Annotated in this window: 17 protein-coding genes; 5 read left to right on the forward strand and 12 right to left on the reverse strand. The window is 45.2% G+C overall.

Features of this window, described 5'->3' with window-relative positions; translation table 11 throughout:
• Positions 1–61 precede the first annotated feature (61 nt).
• Both DEO27_RS08175 and DEO27_RS08180 read left to right on the forward strand, forming a co-directional pair.
• Positions 62–505, forward strand: a complete 444-nt coding sequence (locus DEO27_RS08175; RefSeq protein WP_112570359.1) for a hypothetical protein — start codon at positions 62–64, stop codon at positions 503–505.
• Between the two features lie 40 nt (positions 506–545).
• A complete protein-coding gene (locus DEO27_RS08180; RefSeq protein WP_112570361.1) occupies positions 546–2,225 on the forward strand; it encodes a sensor histidine kinase in 1,680 nt (559 codons plus the stop codon).
• A gap of 588 nt (positions 2,226–2,813) precedes the next feature.
• Here the strand turns inward: DEO27_RS08180 and DEO27_RS08190 are convergent.
• From DEO27_RS08190 to DEO27_RS31695, 9 genes are all read right to left on the reverse strand, one after another.
• Positions 2,814–4,058, reverse strand: coding sequence for an arsenic transporter (locus tag DEO27_RS08190; protein WP_112570363.1), 1,245 nt, complete (start codon positions 4,056–4,058; stop codon positions 2,814–2,816).
• Positions 4,055–5,173, reverse strand: a complete 1,119-nt coding sequence (locus tag DEO27_RS08195; protein ID WP_112570365.1) for a metallophosphoesterase family protein — start codon at positions 5,171–5,173, stop codon at positions 4,055–4,057. Before DEO27_RS08195 ends, DEO27_RS08190 begins: the two co-directional genes overlap by 4 nt.
• A 4-nt stretch (positions 5,174–5,177) precedes the next feature.
• Complete coding sequence (locus DEO27_RS08200; RefSeq protein ID WP_112570367.1) at positions 5,178–5,762, reverse strand: hypothetical protein; 585 nt, start codon at positions 5,760–5,762, stop codon at positions 5,178–5,180.
• A gap of 80 nt (positions 5,763–5,842) precedes the next feature.
• Positions 5,843–7,060: an MFS transporter gene (locus DEO27_RS08205; protein WP_112570369.1), complete on the reverse strand. Its 1,218-nt coding sequence runs from the start codon at positions 7,058–7,060 to the stop codon at positions 5,843–5,845.
• 168 nt (positions 7,061–7,228) lie between these two features.
• Complete coding sequence (locus tag DEO27_RS08210) at positions 7,229–8,560, reverse strand: sensor histidine kinase (RefSeq protein WP_112570371.1); 1,332 nt, start codon at positions 8,558–8,560, stop codon at positions 7,229–7,231.
• A gap of 4 nt (positions 8,561–8,564) precedes the next feature.
• Positions 8,565–9,248, reverse strand: coding sequence for a response regulator transcription factor (locus DEO27_RS08215; RefSeq protein ID WP_112570373.1), 684 nt, complete (start codon positions 9,246–9,248; stop codon positions 8,565–8,567).
• Positions 9,245–9,985: a hypothetical protein gene (locus DEO27_RS08220; protein WP_112570375.1), complete on the reverse strand. Its 741-nt coding sequence runs from the start codon at positions 9,983–9,985 to the stop codon at positions 9,245–9,247. The genes DEO27_RS08215 and DEO27_RS08220 overlap by 4 nt, the downstream gene beginning before the upstream one ends.
• Before the next feature lie 114 nt (positions 9,986–10,099).
• Positions 10,100–10,840 (reverse strand): hypothetical protein, encoded by a 741-nt coding sequence (locus DEO27_RS08225; protein WP_112570376.1) that lies wholly within the window; start codon positions 10,838–10,840, stop codon positions 10,100–10,102.
• 480 nt (positions 10,841–11,320) lie between these two features.
• Positions 11,321–11,527 (reverse strand): alpha-L-arabinofuranosidase C-terminal domain-containing protein, encoded by a 207-nt coding sequence (locus DEO27_RS31695; protein WP_223818190.1) that lies wholly within the window; start codon positions 11,525–11,527, stop codon positions 11,321–11,323.
• Between the two features lie 570 nt (positions 11,528–12,097).
• Here DEO27_RS31695 and DEO27_RS08235 point away from each other — a divergent pair.
• Entirely contained in the window at positions 12,098–12,892 is a 795-nt protein-coding gene (locus DEO27_RS08235; RefSeq protein ID WP_112570378.1) for an alpha/beta fold hydrolase, read from the forward strand.
• A gap of 47 nt (positions 12,893–12,939) precedes the next feature.
• Positions 12,940–13,359: an OsmC family protein gene (locus tag DEO27_RS08240; RefSeq protein WP_112570380.1), complete on the forward strand. Its 420-nt coding sequence runs from the start codon at positions 12,940–12,942 to the stop codon at positions 13,357–13,359.
• Positions 13,360–14,178: 819 nt separating this feature from the next.
• On the opposite strand, the gene DEO27_RS08245 is transcribed toward DEO27_RS08240, so the two are convergent.
• Genes DEO27_RS08245 through DEO27_RS08255 form a run of 3 tightly spaced genes read right to left on the reverse strand, consistent with a single transcriptional unit; the run spans position 14,179 to position 18,460 of the window.
• A complete protein-coding gene (locus DEO27_RS08245; protein WP_146750024.1) occupies positions 14,179–16,218 on the reverse strand; it encodes a hypothetical protein in 2,040 nt (679 codons plus the stop codon).
• Positions 16,219–16,229: 11 nt separating this feature from the next.
• Positions 16,230–17,315, reverse strand: a complete 1,086-nt coding sequence (locus DEO27_RS08250) for a S8 family peptidase (RefSeq protein WP_112570384.1) — start codon at positions 17,313–17,315, stop codon at positions 16,230–16,232.
• Positions 17,315–18,460, reverse strand: a complete 1,146-nt coding sequence (locus DEO27_RS08255; RefSeq protein ID WP_146750025.1) for a hypothetical protein — start codon at positions 18,458–18,460, stop codon at positions 17,315–17,317. The genes DEO27_RS08250 and DEO27_RS08255 overlap by 1 nt, the downstream gene beginning before the upstream one ends.
• Positions 18,461–19,267: 807 nt before the next feature.
• Here DEO27_RS08255 and DEO27_RS08260 point away from each other — a divergent pair.
• The gene (locus DEO27_RS08260; protein WP_112570388.1) at positions 19,268–19,948 is read left to right on the forward strand and encodes an RNA polymerase sigma-70 factor; all 681 of its coding nucleotides are present in this window, start codon (positions 19,268–19,270) and stop codon (positions 19,946–19,948) included.
• The last annotated feature ends 21 nt before the right edge of the window (positions 19,949–19,969 follow it).

Here is a 19,969-nt window from a genome sequence, read left to right on the forward strand (position 1 = left end):
GAAGCTGCTTGCCAACTGATAACCAATGGCGTTCATTTGAGTATAATTTAAAAGAACGACCATGAAAAAAATAATAATAATTGTCCTGATGCTTGGTTTAGGAACCTTTGCCCGGGCCGCTGAAAAAAATGACTCCACCAAACGCGATACAGTTAAGATCAACAACCAGTTGCGCAAATTAAATGAAAAGCTGAACGATCTGCAGGCGGAACTGACCAAAGTTCAAAACCGTTTACCGGACGAACAGGCGGCTGCCGAAGAAGCATCCAAAACTTCCAGTAAAGCACAGGAAAAAAGCCGCAGTGAAGCTTCCTCAGCTGTAGGTGGCGATACCGGCGACGCCCGTAAAGCTGCAAAAGCAGCAAAAAAGGCGGCCAATGAAACGGGCGATGCAGAAGATGCTGATAATAAAGTAAAAAAAGATCAGAAAAAGATCAAAGATCTTAATAAAGATATCGAGAAGACCAAAGAAAAGATCGTAAAGCTGCAACAAGATCAGGTCTAAAACTTTATGAAGGATGTAACTGTTCAATGTCAATCAGCACATGAAAACAAAGACAGGCAATTTTTCGGGGATCATTAACCGTGTTTTTATTATTTTCCTGTTGTTCACCTTCTTGGTGACAACAGGATCATTTGTTTTAAGGCGCTCTATAACGCATAAACTCGACAAATTAAGTGCACAATTAAAAATACCTTCCTACCGGCAGGGGATCACTGCGCTTTTGGTAGATCTGGACGTGGCGGAGAACAACTTCCAGAAAGCTGCTGCAGACGGAAGCCCGGCCGATCTGGCCATTTATCAGCGGCGATTGGATACGATCTTTCGCGGAATGAATTTGATCATCGATCATTACCGTCAGGGGGGAGACAGCTCCTTTCCGGAAAGCCGCAGACAACTGGAACAAAAGCTGCAGCAAAAACTTGACTTGTCACGACAGTTGTTCGGCCTCCGGAAAAATTTTGATTCGTTACTTAGGGTCACCACTTTTGATCGGATCCATAACCGGGGAGATCTCCAACATGCGTCATATGTGCAGGTTAGCAGTGATACGATTGTAACCACGAAAAAGGAAACGACCAAAAATAATTTGCTCCGCAGGTTAAAAGATGCGTTTCATACCACGCAATCGGTGAAGGTACTTACGGTACGCCAACGGCAGCAAGAAAAGGCCGGTCTTTCCAACGCATCGGCAAAACGATTGCTGGCTGAACTTGGCTCGCAGTATGGGCGGATGGCGTTATCCGGACAGGCCCTGGTAACGGCTAACCTTAACTTGTTGAATGAACTGCGACAATTAACACGGCAGTTACAGGATATCGACCAAATTGCTTATGAACAAAGCCGGGAAGCGACTTTGAGAGCTTATGCTTCCGCAACACGCGACCTGAATACATTTACCGGCATCTCGCTGGTGGCGGTTTTGATCTTTATCGTTCTACTGGTGATCTATGTTCGCCGCGCCGGTTGGGCCGAAAGGCGTATCCGGGTGGAAAATGGTCGCGCTGTACGGCTGGCCGGTCAAAAATCGGAGATCCTGGCCATTATGAGCCACGAGATCCGTAATAAATTAATGGCGATCAACGGTGCGGTGTTTACAATGAAAAAAACAGCATTGTCAGCGCAACAGGAAAAGAAACTGGGAGCAATTACGCTGGCTTCCGGCTTGGTATTAGAGACGATAAATAATGTGTTGGATGCCAGTAAGCTGGAGCAGGGGTATGCAGAAACACGGCAAAGCGGGCCTTTTAAACCGGGAGAAGCTATCGCCGAATCAATCGAAGCAATGCGTTTTATGGCTGAAAATAAAGGCCTTCAATTGGAATTATCATGGAATGAGCAGGCTGATATCACAATTGCAGGCGATAGTTTTCGTCTTAAACAGGTCTTATTGAACTTATTAAGCAATGCCATTAAGTACACTGATCAGGGAGGCATCTCTGTGATGGCTGAACTTGAAGGACATGGTTCCGGTTACCAGCTGAACGTAACAGTCAGCGATACCGGCTCGGGTATTCCGGCAAACAGGCAGGCGCAGTTATTTACGCCGTATTACCAGGCCGGCGGCCAAAAGCCCGGCACCGGCCTGGGTTTATATCTGTGTCGCGAACTGGTCCAGGGTCAGGGCGGTGAAATATCCCTCGAAAGTGAACTGAACAAAGGAACAGTTATATCCTTTTGGATCCCTTATGAAAGATCAGAAAATGCCCCGGTTACGGATTAGCCGGAATAAATTGTTGTTGACCGACTTGACCTCAAATAACGATTCATGTTGCGACTATTTTTTTTCTGACCGTTAGCATTTTTGCCAGCCGGTTTTGCTTAGGTTCCTCATCGCCCAGAATGATGCCCCACGCTTTGAGGCTTTCAACCCGGTCGAAAATTATTTTAAAAACTGCTGTAACAGATATGGATAAGAACATACCAGGGATACCCCCAGACCAATTTACCAATAATTGCTCCCAATTCGGTAATCAGCGCACTGATCCTTACCTTGGAACCCACAACTAATGGCAATAATACATTACTGTCAATAAGATGTGTGACAACCAGGGTAATTATGATATAAATAACGGCTATTTGTTCGGGTGACGTAGCGAAGGTCACCGCGGCGCTTAAGACCAGTGCTGTGAATCCCGATATAAGGTATAAAGTTGAACAAGCCGGTGATAAGGCCCAGCAAGATCGCATATTTACACCCCAGCATAATAGAGGTTACAATAGATGTCCCTCTGCATCATTAGCACTCAGCCTTACATCCAGAGGTGAATATTGTTTTGTAACCAGATCCATCTTCAACTACAATAATTTCTTAGACATGCAGCGAAAGAATAGTTATGCCAAGCGCCACAGTCATGACCACACTCCCTAATTTTAAAAATGTCCAGGCGCTAACTTCCAGGCCTTCTCTTCTCAAAGCGACCAGCCATAAAATTGTTGCAAGTGAACCCGTTATGGATAGGTTCGGCCCAAGATCAACACCAATTAAAACAGCACTCTTAACAATTTCAGGCGTATGACCACTTTGTAAAACATTTCCTGCAATTAAACCGGCGGGTAAGTTATTCATTAAATTACAGGCGACTGCGATTACCGAACCACTTGCCCATACTGCTGCTGTTTGGGATCGGGCGACTGCGTGATCAAGAAGCAGGGTTAACTGTTGGGTCAGGCCGGTTTTATTCAAAGCCTCAACGAGCACAAATAGTCCAGCCACCAATGGTAGTATCGCCCAGGATATGCCTTTAATGATAGTAACCGGACTTTTTTTTGCCCTGGATAATACAATAATCGTTGTGACAATGCCGGTGATCGCTGTTGGTAAACCGAGTTGAATGTTAAAAGCTGAGGACGCTAATAAAATAACGGCTGTACCGCAGATGCCGTACAAAGCAGTCTTGCCGCCTGGAGACAGTTCGGACAGGTCGATGCCCGTTATGATTTTTTCTTTAAAGCAGCTGCGTTGCGTAAAGCGAAGCATAAAATAAGTGGCCGTTATTGAACAAACAGATGGTATCAGATATTGCCCGAGCCAATGCAGCAATGGCGGCATGTGCTTGCCGTAAATCACCAGGTTCGCCGGATTGGATATGGGCAATACAAAAGATGCTGCGTTGGCAATAAAAGCACAGATCAACAAATAAGGCAAAGGATTTTTCACTTTAGCCGCTTTAACCGCTGCCGCAACCGCAGGAGTTAACACAACGGCGGTGGCATCATTTGAAAGGAATGTCGTTATTAGCACTCCTACCAGGTAAATCAATAAGAATAATCTCCCTGATGATCCTTTAGCCCTTATCGTAGCATGAGCAGCCAGCCAGTCGAAAAGTTTCTCTTCCCGGGCTGTTTCGGCCAGTAGCATCATACCCGTCAAAAACAGGTAGACATCCTGCCCTTTCCCTATCCCTGTCAGCGCTTCTGATGGCCTGATTAGCTGGAATATTAATAGTAGCAAAGCCCCGCTTACCGCATAGACAGCTTCAGTGACCTTGAAAGGCCGGATGATCACACCTGCGATGGCCAGAAAAGAGATGATCCAGATAAAGATGTGATTCATGATGGCTTTCCGTTACGATTTGGTCCGAGCTGGGTAGCGAAGAGGCCGTTTTCCGGCCAGGCACCTATGGTATCCGCATCGCTGCCATCCCGCTTGTATTCCCGCTCTTTATAATTGTTGGTCGCAGGTTGTATCGTCCAGATACCCGGCCGGCCCGTGATGTCGGTTGCTTTAACGGTCAACTCGTTTGATGGCTGTTCCTGTGTATGCACAGTTGCTTTCCACAGGTTATCTGTTTCTGAAAAGCCCATTTCCTGCCAGTCGGAAATACCAGTCCTGCATTCAACTTTTAAAGTTTTCCCTGAACCCAAAATAACCGCCGAAACTTCATAATCACCTTCGATGACCTGATTATCCCGGTTCAGTAAACGGTGATCAGCCGGCCAGGTAACCATGGCCAGGGGGAACGGGTCGGCCAGCTGTTTAAATCGCCAGCTGATAACGCCGTCATGAACGGCAGTGAGCGAATAACCTACCGGCCCTTCCTCAATTTGCCCGGTTGAGCGGGTTGCCGTAAATATGGTTTGCCCGTTGTTGGTGATTTCGTTATAATGGGTATGTCCCATATCAACCAATAAAACATCATGTTTTTCTAAGAGAAGATTAAGCAATTGCTGCTCTGCCGGCTCCTTCAGGTCAGCCGGAAAGGTGTGCATAAACAAAAGTATTGTTTCTCCCGCATTGCTGGCTGCAACCAGTTCGTTCTGCAGCCAGTGAAATTGCCTGTGACCTATCCGGAAGTCAGGACCACCGTTGCCGGGTCCACAAACATCAATAAATAAACACCGGTTATCCTTATGTAATACAGATAGCGGCAGTTGCCTGGTTAATGGCATTTGGTACATATTGTCCAGGTTTCCCTGTTCCATGTCATGGTCTCCTGCCAGGATATAAACCGGTATACTCAACATTTTTAATGCCGCGGTTACTAATTCATATTGTTCAGCTAAACCGTTATCGGCATTATCGCCGGGTAATACAACAAAGTCAAGCTGTTCACTGAGCTCTGTTTCTATTTGAGCTACGATCGACAGCAGGTCAATATAATTCTGTTCTTTGGCTTTCGTGGTATGGAGGTCGCCAATATGAGCGAAAATCAGGGGAGATGAGTTCATGTACTTATTTTTTTGAGATATATTCCTGTCCGTCTGCTAATAATTTTTGGATATGAAATACATCGTCCTGGTTTTGATTAACGAAACCCCCATCCGTTCTTTTAACTGCGGTAATCTCTAATGTAGATCCCGGTGTTATAATTTCGACCAGCGCCTGATCTTCTTTATGAATATGAACTAATTGCTTACCACTTTTAATCCCGGTTAGGTCACCCTTTTTTCCTTTCAATAACTCAAAACTGGAGAAGGTTAACGATTCCGCCAACGGCCCACCATTTATTTTTTGAGGTTTAATTTCTTCAATTATTAAATCCCCGCCAGGGGTCCCGGTAATAGCCAGTAATTTCAGTTTGGGTTTTTTGTCTCCCTTCGGATCATGTTTAGGCTTTTCCTCCTCATAAACAACTTTAACAAAACTGCCTGGACGAACCTTTTCCATTATAGTTTTCGCCGCGTGCGGCGGAAAATTAAATTTCAGGGCTTTGTCTTCAATTACCAGTTCTATGGCTGAAATATCTTCATGTTTGTTAGCGAGGTAATTTCCGACGATCCCGCTGATTTCGGTTTGTTTTTTATGTAATGTTTCCATGTTTAATTAATTATGATGTTAACCTAATTAGATAAAGCTTGTTCTTTGACGGTTACAGTATGAAGAAAAATTAATACTGGTTAGCAGGCATCTTTTATGGTTTCTGCAAATACAACCCACAATAAAATCGAACCCATGGCAAATCCGCCAAGGATCATAAAAGTGGTATTATAACCTAAGCTCTGCGCTATCCAGCCGCCAATGGCGGGGCTGAGGGAAGCTCCAAGTCCTTGTACCGTCATAACCGCGCCCTGGCCTATATTTACCCGTCCTGTTCCGTTCAGGATATGAGCTACCAAACCGGGTACAGCGACACTTTGCAGTCCCGCACCTATACCATCCAGTATCTGAACGGGATAGATACCGGTATGGCTGGCCATATGTGCTGCGATAAAGCCCCGAACAGGTAATGATAGGAAAGAAATTAACAATACGAGCCAGTACCCGCTTTTATCGGCCATGCGCATGGCCAGCAAAGAAGTCCCAATCATCACCAGTTGAGCAATTATAATGGTCATCGACACAAATACGGATGCATTTTCATGACTTTTGGTGGCTGCAGCCAGCCCGTATAACGGCAGCATCGCGCCGTTTCCCAGGTGAAAGAACGCCAGTGCGCCGGCCAGCACCAGTAAAGATTTACATTGAAACAGTACTTTAAAACCACTCGCCTTATCGTCTTGGCCACCTTCTTTCATACCTCGGGCTGCGTTATCGTCGATAGCATCCGCCGGGATCATCAATACGGAGATGATGGACAATACCCCAAAAAAGGCAGCTAATAAAAATATGGCAGGCATGCCATATTTATACCCGAGATAACCTGACAGGGCAGATCCTGCGACATTACCCGCGTGATTAAAAGCTTGGTTGTGTCCATTCTGTCGGTTAAACCCTTTTTGCTTAACTATCCCCAGGGTAATTCCAATTATGGCGGGCCCTATAGCCGAACCGGCTATGGCCGTTGCCACTTGGGAAATGCTGACGAGCCAAAACTCCTGGGTGAACAGAATAATGCAGGAAGCCAGTATCGTAAATACTGCGGAGATCACTACGTAAAAACGTTTTCGTTTGGTGGCATCGATCAGTGCGCCAGCGGGAATGGTCATGATCATCCCGGCTACCCCGCCTATGGTCATGACCGACCCTATCAAGCCGCTTTTCCAGCCGTGCGCCAGCAGGAATATGCCGAGGAAGGGCCCGATCCCTGCCTGCAGATCGGCCATAAAGAAATTAAGGGATTGGAGCGGCCAGATGATCTTTTTGTCTGCCGTTGTGGATTTTAGTTGTTTGCTCATACGGATTTGTCAACAAGACGAGCTGATTTATTGTTTAAGCATTGAAATGGATTGATAGATAATAAGTAATTGATTTTGAGTTTTTTAAACACAAATTGGGCGATATTAATTTTTCTTCATATTGACGTGGAAGCTTAGCTCAGAGGGGAACGTTAAAGTGAAGCGCAACTATGCTATCGGAAGGCTGATCGTTGCTACGAAAAGAAAGTTGCTGCTTTGGATGCTGAAACTACCGCCATGGAGACGCGTAATCTGATCCACCAGCCAAAGTCCCATACCTGCACCATTGGCATCGAGGGCTTCCCGGTGAAAGGCGTTTTGCAGGTTTTCTGTTGGAATGCTTTGCTGCAACATCGCATTTTGGACCGATATCGCAATATGACCCTTCAGTTCAGATCCTTGAACGGTACAGGTGACTTCGGTATGTGGAGCCGCATATTTAATGGCATTTTCAATAAGATTCATCAATAAGATGTTCAACTTATCTTCATCGCCACAAATAATAAATGTTTCTGCCTTTTTATCAAAATCGATGTTTTTTGTGAGTCCCTTTTGCTGCAGTAAGGGCTGTACCCGGTGAAACAGTTTAAGCGTCAGCGATGATAGATCGACAGGTTGTTTATATAAAGCTATCCCATTGCTTTTCAATTGACTGATCAATAAAAATTCCTGCACCACCTGCTGAAGCCTGTTAATCTCCGACAGCTGGCTTTGCATCAGGTTTGAAAGCGACGTATCGAGGTCAGGTTTTAAAAGCTGAACTTCAATCTCAGCACGCATAATGGCCAGCGGGGTTTTCAATTCGTGCGAGGCTGATGCAAAAAAATTCTGTTGCTGCTGTAAGGATAAATCGATCCTTACCAGCATCGTATTGATAGTTACTGTTAACTCCTGCAATTCATCATTCGTCTTCCTGACCGGAATGACATCCCTGAGCTTATTGGTATTGATCACCTTCGCCGCGTTGATGATCCGCTGCACGGGTTGTAACAGGTAGAAGGATAAAATATAGGCGATCAAACCTGCCAGCAGCACACTGATCAGGCTGCAGGCAAACAGCAATAAAAGCAGGTAATGCAAGTTGCCGTTTAAATGGTAGCCGCTGCGGACCAGCATCAGCTCGGCCGGGTTATCCTCATTGTTGCTGATCACATAAGCCACCCGCATACCTAAGGTATCGCTCACACCGGTTTTAGATGGTGTATTGATATTGCTGATTACGCCTGGCGACTGAAAAACGGTTATTGGTTTTCCTCCGAAATGATAAAGCACCCGGATCGAGGTATTGTTATCCGGCAAAGGAATGATAACCGGTGATATTTCTGTTTTATCCAGCAGCGTCTGTGCCCTTGCCAGCAGGAAGGCATTATTGTCCGAGATCATCAGCGTCCTGATTTGCCGGTAGCAATACAGGTTAAAAGAAAAACTTAGCAAAATAAAGATCAGGCTGAATGCGATCGTTATTTTTAATTTAATGCCGAATTGCCGTTTTCCTGTCATCCGTTTAGCCTTTTTGAACTTCCCCTTTCAGGATATAGCCCCTGCCGATGACCGTTTGTATGAGTTCTGTTTCATAACCCCTGTCCATTTTTTTTCGGAGCTGATAGAGGTGAACTTCCACCACATTGCTTCCTGGGTCAAAATTCATATCCCAGACCTTTTCCAGGATCTGCGATTTGGTGACCACTTTATTAGGATTAGAGAGCAGGAATTCCAGTAAGGAAAACTCACGATTGCTCAGGATAACCTGCTTCCCCGCCCTGCAAACTTCCCTGCTGAGCAGATCCACCTTCAGGTCCGATACCTGAAGTTTTAGCCCTCCCTGTGCTAACGAACGCCTTTGCACCGAACGTACCCTTGCCAATAATTCTTCCAGGTCGAACGGTTTTTTCAGGTAATCAATAGCTCCGAGATCAAGGCCGCTGATCACGTGTTCGGTATCATTTAAGGCGCTAAGGATGATTACAGGCGTTTGGTTATGGAAACTGCGCAGGTTTTTTAATACTTCGAAGCCGTTCATGGCCGGCAGCATCAGGTCAAGTAAAATGAGGTCGTAACTTCCTGCCATCGCTGTTTCAAGTCCCTTGCTTCCGTCGGCTGCATGATCGATGACATGACCGGCGTGCTTCAATCCATCGGTTATAAATCCGGCGAGTTTAAGTTCGTCTTCTATCAATAATATTTTCATCTTACCAGGAATGTTTTGTTATTGATCGTGATGCTTAAAACGATGTATACTTTGTCATGATTGACATTGATAAAACCCTGGTCATCAGGCCGTCTGACAGCAACCAGATCGAAATGGTTGTTTTCTTTAATTAATGGCGCTATGTCATCCACCAGTCCCGGTTTGAAATGAAATAAAAGGTCGTTTTTGTGCAACGCCACGATTCCACCATATTGGTCGGTTATCAAAACAGGTTTGTCCAGTGTGAAATTCTGAGTCTGGTGGTTGGGCACGTCCGGTGGCGGTGGCAGATCTTTAAGGATCTGTTTTATACCGGATCTTTTATTTTCAATAGCCATCAATTGATAGCCGACAACTTCATCGTTCGGGTGTAAACTATACGTAAGCGTAACCGTTTGTCCCAAAGTACCGATCCTGGTTACAGCTTCGGCCGTATGCGGGCGAAAATCAATTGTCACCGTTCCGGAGGTCTTGGTTTTCAATTCCAAAGCGTTCACATCTAAGTGCGGGTTGTTTTTGTAAGCAGTAACGATGCCTGTGATCATCCGCTCTTTTTGCGGTTTTTCGGGTCCGGGGCTATCTTCATGCAGGGGCGGCCTGGGCAGTAAGGGAACCGGCGGTTTTATCAGTAGCCAGATAATAATAAATAACAATAAGATAATTACAATCAGCAAGGGGCGGTTATTCCTCCCATGAGATGTTTTGTCCCTTAAATTGTCGTCCTTTTCCGAATCCATTACTGCCTGAAATCTTTAAAATATTAAACTGTTAACACCAAAACAGCCAAGTAGTTCAGGAACGGATAATAATTCGTAAAATAGTTCGGGGAGATGTTATCTCCCCGGATTATTTCAGCGTAACAAATACGTCTGGCCATTTACTTCAATGGTTTGCGGATGAACGATCGTTGGCGCTCCGGCTGCCATTGCGACACCTGAGAGTGGTGTATCTTTAAAGCCGGTCACTTTAACTTTATCACCTGTTTTTAACATCGGCCGTAATTGCTCCACAGCTGGCGGCGGCAGGTCTACCTGCACCTTACTATCCAGATTAATCCCCCTGATCGCGCCGCCCTGATCACGCTTAAACTCGCTGATGCTTCCGCTAAATATACCCGCTTCCGCTGTCGCAGGTACAATCGGCGCCGCCGGTGGTGTATCAACAATTTGGTTAGCCCCTGCGGTTAGGCTTACCATCTGGAATGCAATTGTGCCATCTGGGCCATTGTCCGTAAATCCCTTGACTGTTACTGTTTCACCTTGGCCCGCTGCGCTCATTAACCTTTTGCCTAATTGTTCGGGAAACCTGACTGTGATTACCTGGCTGCCGTTTTGAAGGGTAAAACTATTATATGTATACCTGTCATTGGTTTGATAGGCTACCACTTTGCCATTGAGTGTTGTCAGCGTTTTTAATACCAGACTGCGTTCGGGACCTCTTTGGTGTCTGCCGGGAGGTGGGGGCGGCATTTCACCAGGGCCTCCTGCTGGTGGCACCGGTGGATTATTTAACGGACGGACCTGTGCCATTGTCAATCCGCTCATTACTGCGAAACAGGCGGTAATGGCTATTTTTTTAATTTGACTTTTCATTTTTTCCTTGCTTAATTTTGAATTATTTTACGATTCAAAACTACCAGGCCGGACTGAAGAGGCTATGAAAAGCGGATTAATTTTTATTCATATTCCAAAGTGAATTATAAATTTTGATACGCTCGTAAAAATACCCTGCAAGCCTGATAGTCGAAGAGTTAAGGCACAGGCGATATCGCCATGTTATTTAATTCAGGTTTTCTTATCAGAAAAAAATTTGAAAAGCATATTTTCCAATACGTTGTCAAGCCGGGAATTACTTATATCCATTGAAACTGCGGTCATTATTGGATAACCCAACAGATGCCCGCAGATCTTGCGGAATGACATTGTTTTCTGCGAGCGGCGATTATCTATAGGCTGATTTAAGGCTTACGAGTGCTTATAGGTCCGGTTGAAGGAGGAGATGAGCGTAATACTGGGTAGCAATAGCGGCCCGTGGGCAATGGGTTGCCAGGCTTTCGGTTGTGCGTTGCCCGCCTAGTTCACATTCACAAATAATGGAGCATAACATGAGCGCTCCACCAGGTCACTATTGCGTTTCATACCGGTCATCCAGGCGGCATCTCCGAGCGTTGCATTAAGGTTGGTTGTAGGTGCTCCTTCACGAGCGGCCCATTCGCCCACAAATATTTTAGGACTGGTTGCACGGTTATAGCTATCGTATTTCGCAGCATCCTCTTCCATTTCCGAGGCCGATTGATAATAATGTTCATCAACATTTCGGGTTTAACACTTACCACCCGGTCGGGCTTGTAGTCTTCAATAGTTGAGATACAGCGTAATTGTGGATACCTGGCTTTAATAGCTGCCTGAAACTGTTTGAAACGACGTCGTAGGTATGTAAGCTGTCAAACCAATCTTCGTTACCTATGCTACATCCGTAAGTTTAAAAGGAGCGGGGTGGCCATCTGCAGCTCGTTTTGCGCCCCAGTAAGTTTTAGTATCGCACATGCACCTGGCCCCAAAGTGATGAATATCAATGTATCTACCTTACAATCCAGAATGAAAAAGCTCGGCATTGCAAAAACAAAATATTCCTGAATCTTTTCAATCAGACAGTTCGAAAGCCCATCGCCAGTAGCAATTTCATGTACTGGGGTTTAGGCTTTATTATTCTCCTATTGTTCAATTAACATAATAAAAAACTGACCATTATTTTTTGCAGGCTCTTTTTCGATTTTAACCTCGGTTAAACTTATTGCGGCGGCATCGCCCGATGTTTGTCATGTCCTAAATGATTAGGCATTAAGCAACATGAAAACAGCAATAATAATGATGGTATTGAGCATATTAGGTTTTACTGCTCAGGCCCAAAAAGCAACACATACAAATTCTAAAACCATTATCCTGGTTCACGGCGCCTGGTCAGATGCGTCCTCATGGAATGCGGTAACGCCTTTGTTAAAAGCCCGGGGCGAAGAGGTGATCACCGTCAACCTTGCCGGCCATGGAAAAGACACCACCTCATTTGCAGATATCACCTTTCAAAGTTATGTTGACCAAGTAAAAGCAGCCATCGGCACCCGCACTAATGTAGTTTTGGTAGGCCACAGTTTTGCCGGAATGGTGATCAGCCAGGTTGCTGAAGAAGAACCAGCGCAAATTAAAGAACTGATTTTTCTCGCAGCTGCGTTACCGCACGATGGTGATAGTCTTTTATCACTGGCCCAACAAGATCCTGCATCTCACATCGGCAAATCCCTTACTATCGATAAGGAGCGTGGCGCAGCCATCATCGCCAAAGATGCAGCCGCCGATATTTTTGCAGCCGATGCGCCTCAGCGGGTTCAGGATTATATCGCCGCTAATATCAAACCAGAACCGCTGGTTCCGCTTGCCACACCGGTACACCTTACTGAAAATAATTTCGGCAGCGTTAAAAAAGTGTATATCCATACCGTTAATGACCATGCCATCAGCTATCCTGCACAACAATACATGTTTAAAGCAAGCAAAGTGGCTAAAGTATACACCCTGCAAAGCAGCCATACCCCATTTACTTCTATGCCTGATAAACTGGCTGCGATCCTGATTGCCGAAAGCAAATAATACCGATAAGCATTAACAATAATTTTTAACTTATAAATCAGAAAATCATGAAACGTATTGCAAAAGCACATTGGAACGGTACCTTACAAGAAGGACAAGGAGAAATCAGCACACAAAGCAACGTGCTTAACGAAACACAATATTCATTTAAAACCCGCTTTGCTGATGGCATCGGCACCAATCCCGAAGAGTTGATCGCCGCAGCACATGCAGGTTGTTTTTCGATGGCCCTTAGTGCAACATTAGCACATCACAACGTTTCTGCCGGTGATATCTTTACTACGGCAACACTTGACCTTGATATGCAAGCGTTGAGCATTACAAGCATACATTTAGATTTGCGGGCCAGCGTTATCGAAGGTGTAGAAGAATCAACGTTTAGCGAAATTGCTGAAGGCGCAAAGGCACATTGCATCATATCAAAAGCATTGAATGTACCAATTACATTGAGCGTTGTTTATGTTTAACCCAATCGTAAGCATTAGATAACTTAATGCCCGAAACTCACTGGATTATTTCCGGTGAGTTTTTTTTTGCGCCCGATATAGGTGTAAGTCCCGAACGAGCCTTGATAGGGTGAAGCGATAATCAAAGACAAGGGGGCCTTTGAAGGGGCAATCTGGGGTACATCGAAACAACTAAGATGCGCTTATCTCAAGTGCTTGATTTATGTTAGATATTGTCAATTCGGGTTGGCCGGTCAACCGTTGTTTCTGCTTGAAAATCGCTCGCCGGGTGTAGTAAAGTTTCCATGTTGTGAGATTTTTTTTATGTTTTTATTCAGTTGGCATGCTCGCAACATTTACGTTTCTTGATAAATCTCTTTTTCTGACGGCGGTAACCTTACTGATGGTGTGCTAATTTTTAACTGTATTTATTTATCTGTTTTTAAGAGACTTAGTTTTGTTAGTCGTCGTAAATCTTCGATGAATTTTTTCGACCTGACTCCTGCTAAGAGTACAAACCCTCTCTATATTACGTAGAGAGGGTTTTGTGTTTTAGAGGATTTTGAGATACGTATTATAAGCATAGAGATGCATCTTTTATTTGATAAATCACGGCTATTTTGAATTTCTTCATCACGATTCGGTTCTATAATCGCCATCTCGATAATTATTATCGCTATTACCATCAGAAGCGGTTTTTCTTCCTTAGATACAGCGTTTTTTAATCTTTCGATCAGCCATTCTTTTTACTCGTCTTTTTTTTCATACCAATGTTTCAAATTAGCAATCTGACATGCCCCTGAGGTATAGTCTGCTGGTAATGGGGGAGCTGAGAATGGTTTATTTGGTTCTGACTTTATTGGCAATGGTAAAGAATGGCAGGTCTACAGCCAGGAAAAAGTTCCACCGAATCGAGGGGTTGTTGACAGTGATGGTACCGGTATTGTCTATCTTGGATAACCCGGGACCGTACTGCATGCCGAAGCCTAATGACAATGGCAGGTTAGCACCGAAGCCATAGACTGCGTGCAGTCCGGGTGAAAAGATTTGCCCCAGGTTAATTGAATAGTTTTTGGTGGAATTGGTGGTCTTGGCTGGGTCGGTACTGGTAGCTACCGATGGGTCTTTCTGAAGTTTATAGTCGATGATAGCGCCCAGGTCGAAGACTGAGCCGAACACACTCATAGAGCCGTAATTACCCCAACTGAGAAAACCAGGGGTATAGGATAGTCCGATGGGACCGTAAACGCCAAACTTGTCCGACCAGGCCCGTAGCGCTGTGGGGTTGCCGTTATAGATACTGTAATAAGCCCCGAGGTAGCTTTGCACGGATAGGTTGTTCCGGGTGTTTTTCTTGATCGAGGAACTGCCTACGGGCAGGATGGCATTGTCGAGGGCGGCTTTGATATCATCTTCGCTGTCGGCATCAACTACATTGCCAATAAAAATCACGTAAGGTCGAATCTTGTCAACATACGAAAATAGCTGATCGGACGCTTTCTTATAATCCAATGCCCCCGTAATAGTTGATTTGGTGAAGCTGCCGCTACGGTCTTTGGTCAGGATTTGTACGTTGTCGATGATGTCGATGGCATCAGTGACAGCAGCGGTATATTTTTTGGTGTAGATGTCTTTATACAGGTTGTTGGACTTGCGGACGATGGTCAGGTACTCGTCGGCTTGGAGAGATTGATCGAAGACCTTTACAACACTGAAGGTGTAATCGGCTGCGTCGATCGCCACATTAATATAGTTGAAATAATCGTCAGGGGCCAGTTTTGTACCGGCGGCCCTTTTGGCAGCAATATCGTCACGGGATTTCTGCACTTTTTCTGTTAACGCAATAAACTGGGATAGTTTGTTTTCCAATAAAAGCAGGCTGTTGGCTTTGTTGTCCATCCAGCTGCACAGCGTCTCGGTTTGACCGCCGATATGGTAGGTCAGATTTTTGAGCTGCACCTCGCTGTACAGCAGCCCGAAATAAAGTTTGGTGGTTATATCATCGGCGAACATCGTTTTGAGTTCAGTTGGGGTGACCCAGCTCCTGGATGGGGTAGTGCTGCTAAGGCTTTCGGAAAATATTTTAGCGAAGTGCACGGTAGCGACCAGGTTTTTGAAGCCATCACTGGCATTGGTGTAAAAGGGCTTTCCTTCGATATCGCTGATGGCCTGATCGATGTCGACGATGACTTTATCCGGGGATGCTCCGTCCTCAATCTCGTGCATGAGTTTAACACAGGCAATGGCGGCGGGTACTTCCGGGAAGTTCTCCATCAGGGTCTGGTATTTGGGCAGTTCCAGCACGGCTTCCAGATTATACGTAACCTGTTGCAGATCGTCAAAAAAGCCGTCCCTGAGTTTGGGCAGCATCTGCGGATAGGTAAAACTCAACAGGTTCCGCAGGTTATCTGATGTTTTTGGAAACATAAGCTGGAACTCGGGATATTTGTCTGATAGTTTTTTGAAGCGGTTAAAAAAGGCGACGGTGAGTTCCTGCTTGGCGCGGTCGATCATTAGATCAGCGATGGCGTTGGCGAATTTTGTGACGTCGACATTACCAAGGGCGGTGATCCCTTTGCTGAACCCCGCGGGAAGGTTTCCTCCGCCCATAGCGCCCGGGTCTTCGAACAAACCTTTGAAGAAAGGATTTTTATCGAGCAGTGTTTTATTGATCGGGGTTCCTTTTTTATAGTAAATATCATTTGCTAAAAGATCCTGTATCTCCTTTGTGATGGTGATTGTTTTGGCATCCGTATCGTAAAATTTTTTCAGGTAGGCGGCGCGGTAATAGTCCGAGCTGCTTGTAGGATCTGCACTGTACGCAGCGGTGCCGGTCAGCATAAGAAAAAGAGGTAAGAGAAGGTAAAGGTTTCGTTTCATATGGTTGGGGTTTAAGTGTTAATTAGTATTTCAAAAAAATTGGCCGGATCGATTACTTTTTTTCCCTGGAAGCCATTTAGGTCGCTTCCGCTGTTATATAGCGCAGACAGAAGTTTGGCGGCATCCCAATTGCCGGTCTTTTTTTTGCAGGCCGAGACCCCCAGAGCTGCTATTGCGGCGATGATCGGTGTAGAAAAGCTGGTGCCGCTTTGAGCTGCAGGTGTGGAAGCTGTACCGTAAGACTCGATATCGGTGCCGCGGCTATGTATGATCGTGTGTTCGCTACGCACGGTAATATCGCTGAGTTGTCCGTTTGCATCGGTGGCGCCAACGGATACAAAATTGCTAAAAGAGGCAGGATAAAGATCCTGGCTGATCACGCCGCCCGCGAAATTGTTGCCTGAAGCCGCAAACATCAGGACATTTTTATCAACTAATAGTTGATTCAGCTGGCTTTGGAAGTTTGTCTTGTCCGTATCGTTCAGGGGGGATCCGTAACTAACGGAAATAATATCGGCCCCTTTGCCGATAGCCCATTTGATACCGGAAATAATACTATTAAAATTCCGCAGTTCGCCACCGGAACTGATCTTGCCGCACAGCAGTCTGCACTGTGGGGCTACGCCGATATACCAGTGCAGGGTATTACGGGCGGCAATGAGTGAACTGCAATGTGTACCGTGCAGGTCATGGCTCTTATCCATGATGGTACTTGCGTAATCGATCAGAATATCACTATCGGTAACCGCCGGCGCAAGATCGGTATTGCCGATGTCATAGCCGGTATCGAGTACGGCCACGGTGGCCAGGGAACCATACTCGCCGTAGGTGTCCCATAGGTCTTTGATTTTTAGTTCATCGAACCAGGAGAAACTTTGTTTATCGGTCAGGTCTGTGGTTTGAAAGCCGCCGCTCCAATAGTAATTGTTGGCTTTGTCGCGAAACCAGGTGCCGATGCCGTCATAGGCATCGCCTGGATATGCCGTATCGTCGACTTCCACTTCGTCCCCGGGCTCCAGGTAGCGGTCGCTTGGGGCGTTAACGCTGGGCCGACCAGCACGGACATTCAGGTAGTTATCTTTAACGGTCAATTTCATCAGCCAACGGTTTTAAGGTTCTTGGGTGCAGGGCCTTTTTTGCCGCTGTTTTTACTGTCTTCATTCGGAGCCACAGCGCTGCGCAGCTGCATGAGTTTGTTGAGTAGGTCGAACCAGAAAGGTGCACCCAGGGAAATGGCTATGGCAGTTAGCAGCCAGCCGAAAGGGGTTAGGCAGTTGACGTTCTTCCCAAAGCCTCCTTCGTAGCCGATGCCTAAAGTGTGTGTGGCTTCCGGCAGGTATTTGCTGATGATCTGCACTTCTTTGTCCTGAACGGCCTTGGCCGGGTTGGCATTGATCTTCTTTTGTAGTTCGGCTTGTTCGGCTAAATAGGCCTTTCTTGCGGCAGTGTCTTTGACATTAGGCGGCGGGGCTTTGAGCGCTGTTTGGTCGGTCTTTAACTGATTGACGAGGTCGGGGTGGGCCTTTGTGAAGGCGCTGACCTGGCTGATAAGCTGGCTGCGCATTTCGGGGTTGGCTTCGAGCGCTTTGGCGATCCGGATGGTATCAACATTGAATAAACCTGCAATGAGTAGACCGATTATCAGCAGGTAGATTTGTGTGTATTTTTTGTACCAGCCGGTGGTGCGGTCCATCATTTCATTGAACCAATCGCTGATAAATCCCCGAAATTTGCTGACATCGCCCTGGGCATCGGCCCAGACTGATTCCAGGTAAATGGCGGTGTCTTCTTCAAGCTTGGGGTATGTCCAACCTTTATGATGATCCTTTAAGTGTTTGCCGCCTATGAGCTTATCTCCATTTATCTTCCAGGCAATCTCCCGGTGTTGCAGACTGTGCTCGATGAGTTTACGGTCGGAAATGCCTGGCTTTGCATCGGGGCCGCGCAGCAGATCGACCAGTACCTTGGTGAAGGTTTCCGGGTCGATATAGGATGGGCGTTTTCGCTGGACCAGGAAGGTATCGGCCCGAAGGTATTTGATTAGCGGGTGGGCAAAAAAAGCATCGCTGACTTTAGGGTCTGCCTTGGCTGCGCCTCTGGCTGATTTATATGCCTGATCACCGCTCAACCACTTCCAGGCCCTGCCCAGTCTTCCCGGCCGTGCGCTCCTGCCGTCATCCAACATTCTTTGGATAGCTCTGGCCAGTAACCTGCCACGAAGGCCGGTCCGGGACGCGAACATTTCCTGGACAACAGTTGCCAGTAAGCTATAGAGAAGGTAGATAAAAATAAGCCCGATGGCTACGTCGAGTGCGGCGTTGTTGAACATGACAGTGGATTTAGGCGAGCCTACTCTATTATCCTTTTCGGCATCCGGAAAATGTTGTGAATGATATGTTAAATATAATAAATATTATTTAACTATCTAATAATCAAAGGGGGAAAATGAAATTTAATATCCGGCCATAAGCTGAATTGGGGCTGTGTATATATTATTAAATGATAGAAGCATTTCAGTTAATTTAAAATATCAATTATAGTTCTTTTTCAATGAGGTAACACCACCGAATAATTGGAAGTCGGCCTTTGGGAGCTCATTTCTGCGCTATGATGGCCGCAATTGGTTTGGCGATTATCGCTGTATTTGCTAACGAAATAGGTTGATGGTTCCGTTTTTGCGGAACGGTGCACTAAAGATGAATTAGTCGTTGGTTAAGAAGGATACCTTTTGAATATAGAATTCTCTTTGAAATGTGTAAAATTTAAACGGAATAAAATATTTTAGGGTGCGTTTTGTTATTTGTAGCGTGATTTAATAGGTTTATTAATGGTGTTGAGTAGATTTTAAGGTGTGTTTTTATTTACCTATTCATTTTCTTTGAGTTTTTTGTGGTTTTTTAGAGTGTGCGTTTTGTTTTTTGTATTGAAACTGCTTTAGAGGTACTCTTTTTTTTGTTTGTGAGTTGATTTGGTCGTTTTTGGCGAGTCATAAGGTGGTAGGATTGGATAAATAGAGAATATTTATATCTTTACTCCTATTGATTAATCCATGAAGTCTTATCGTTCATATTCGGACTTAGAATTGCTTGACCTGGTAAAGGAGGAAGATAGAAACGCTTTTGTTGAAATCTTCGAACGCTATAATAAACTTTTATATAGCCATGTGTACAATAAGCTCAGGGACGAAGACACATCAAGAGATCTGGTGCAGGATGTGTTTGTGGCATTGTGGGAAAAGAGGGATATGATTAAAAATGTTAACCTCTCAGGATATCTTTTTACCATGAGCCGTAATAAGATATTAAATCTTGTGAGTCACCATAAAATAGTGACTGACTATGCAACGACAATTCAAAATTTTGCAGGAGCTTCCGGAGGCCTTGCGGATGAAAGAATAAGGGAAAAACAACTTGCAGAGATCATCAACAAAGAAATTAACGCGTTACCCGAAAGAATGCGGGAGGTTTTTTTAATGAGCCGCTTTGAACATCTTAGCAACCGGGAAATTGCAGAGAAGTTGAACCTTTCAGAACAAACTGTTGCTACTCATATCAAGAAATCGCTTAGGGTTTTGCGTCAAAAAATTGGTATGGCCATATTTCTTACTTCTTTTTGTCATTGTGGTGGTCTTGATACCCCTCTGGCGCCAGAGAAAAATGAGCATAAAAAAAATATTTTACTTTTTTTTCCTTCCGGGATACCCGATCGATCCGACTCAACTGTTATGTAATTGTTAAGTCATTATTGACTT

Source organism: Mucilaginibacter rubeus (genome assembly GCF_003286415.2).
In the GTDB taxonomy this organism is placed as follows: Bacteria; Bacteroidota; Bacteroidia; order Sphingobacteriales; family Sphingobacteriaceae; genus Mucilaginibacter; species Mucilaginibacter rubeus_A.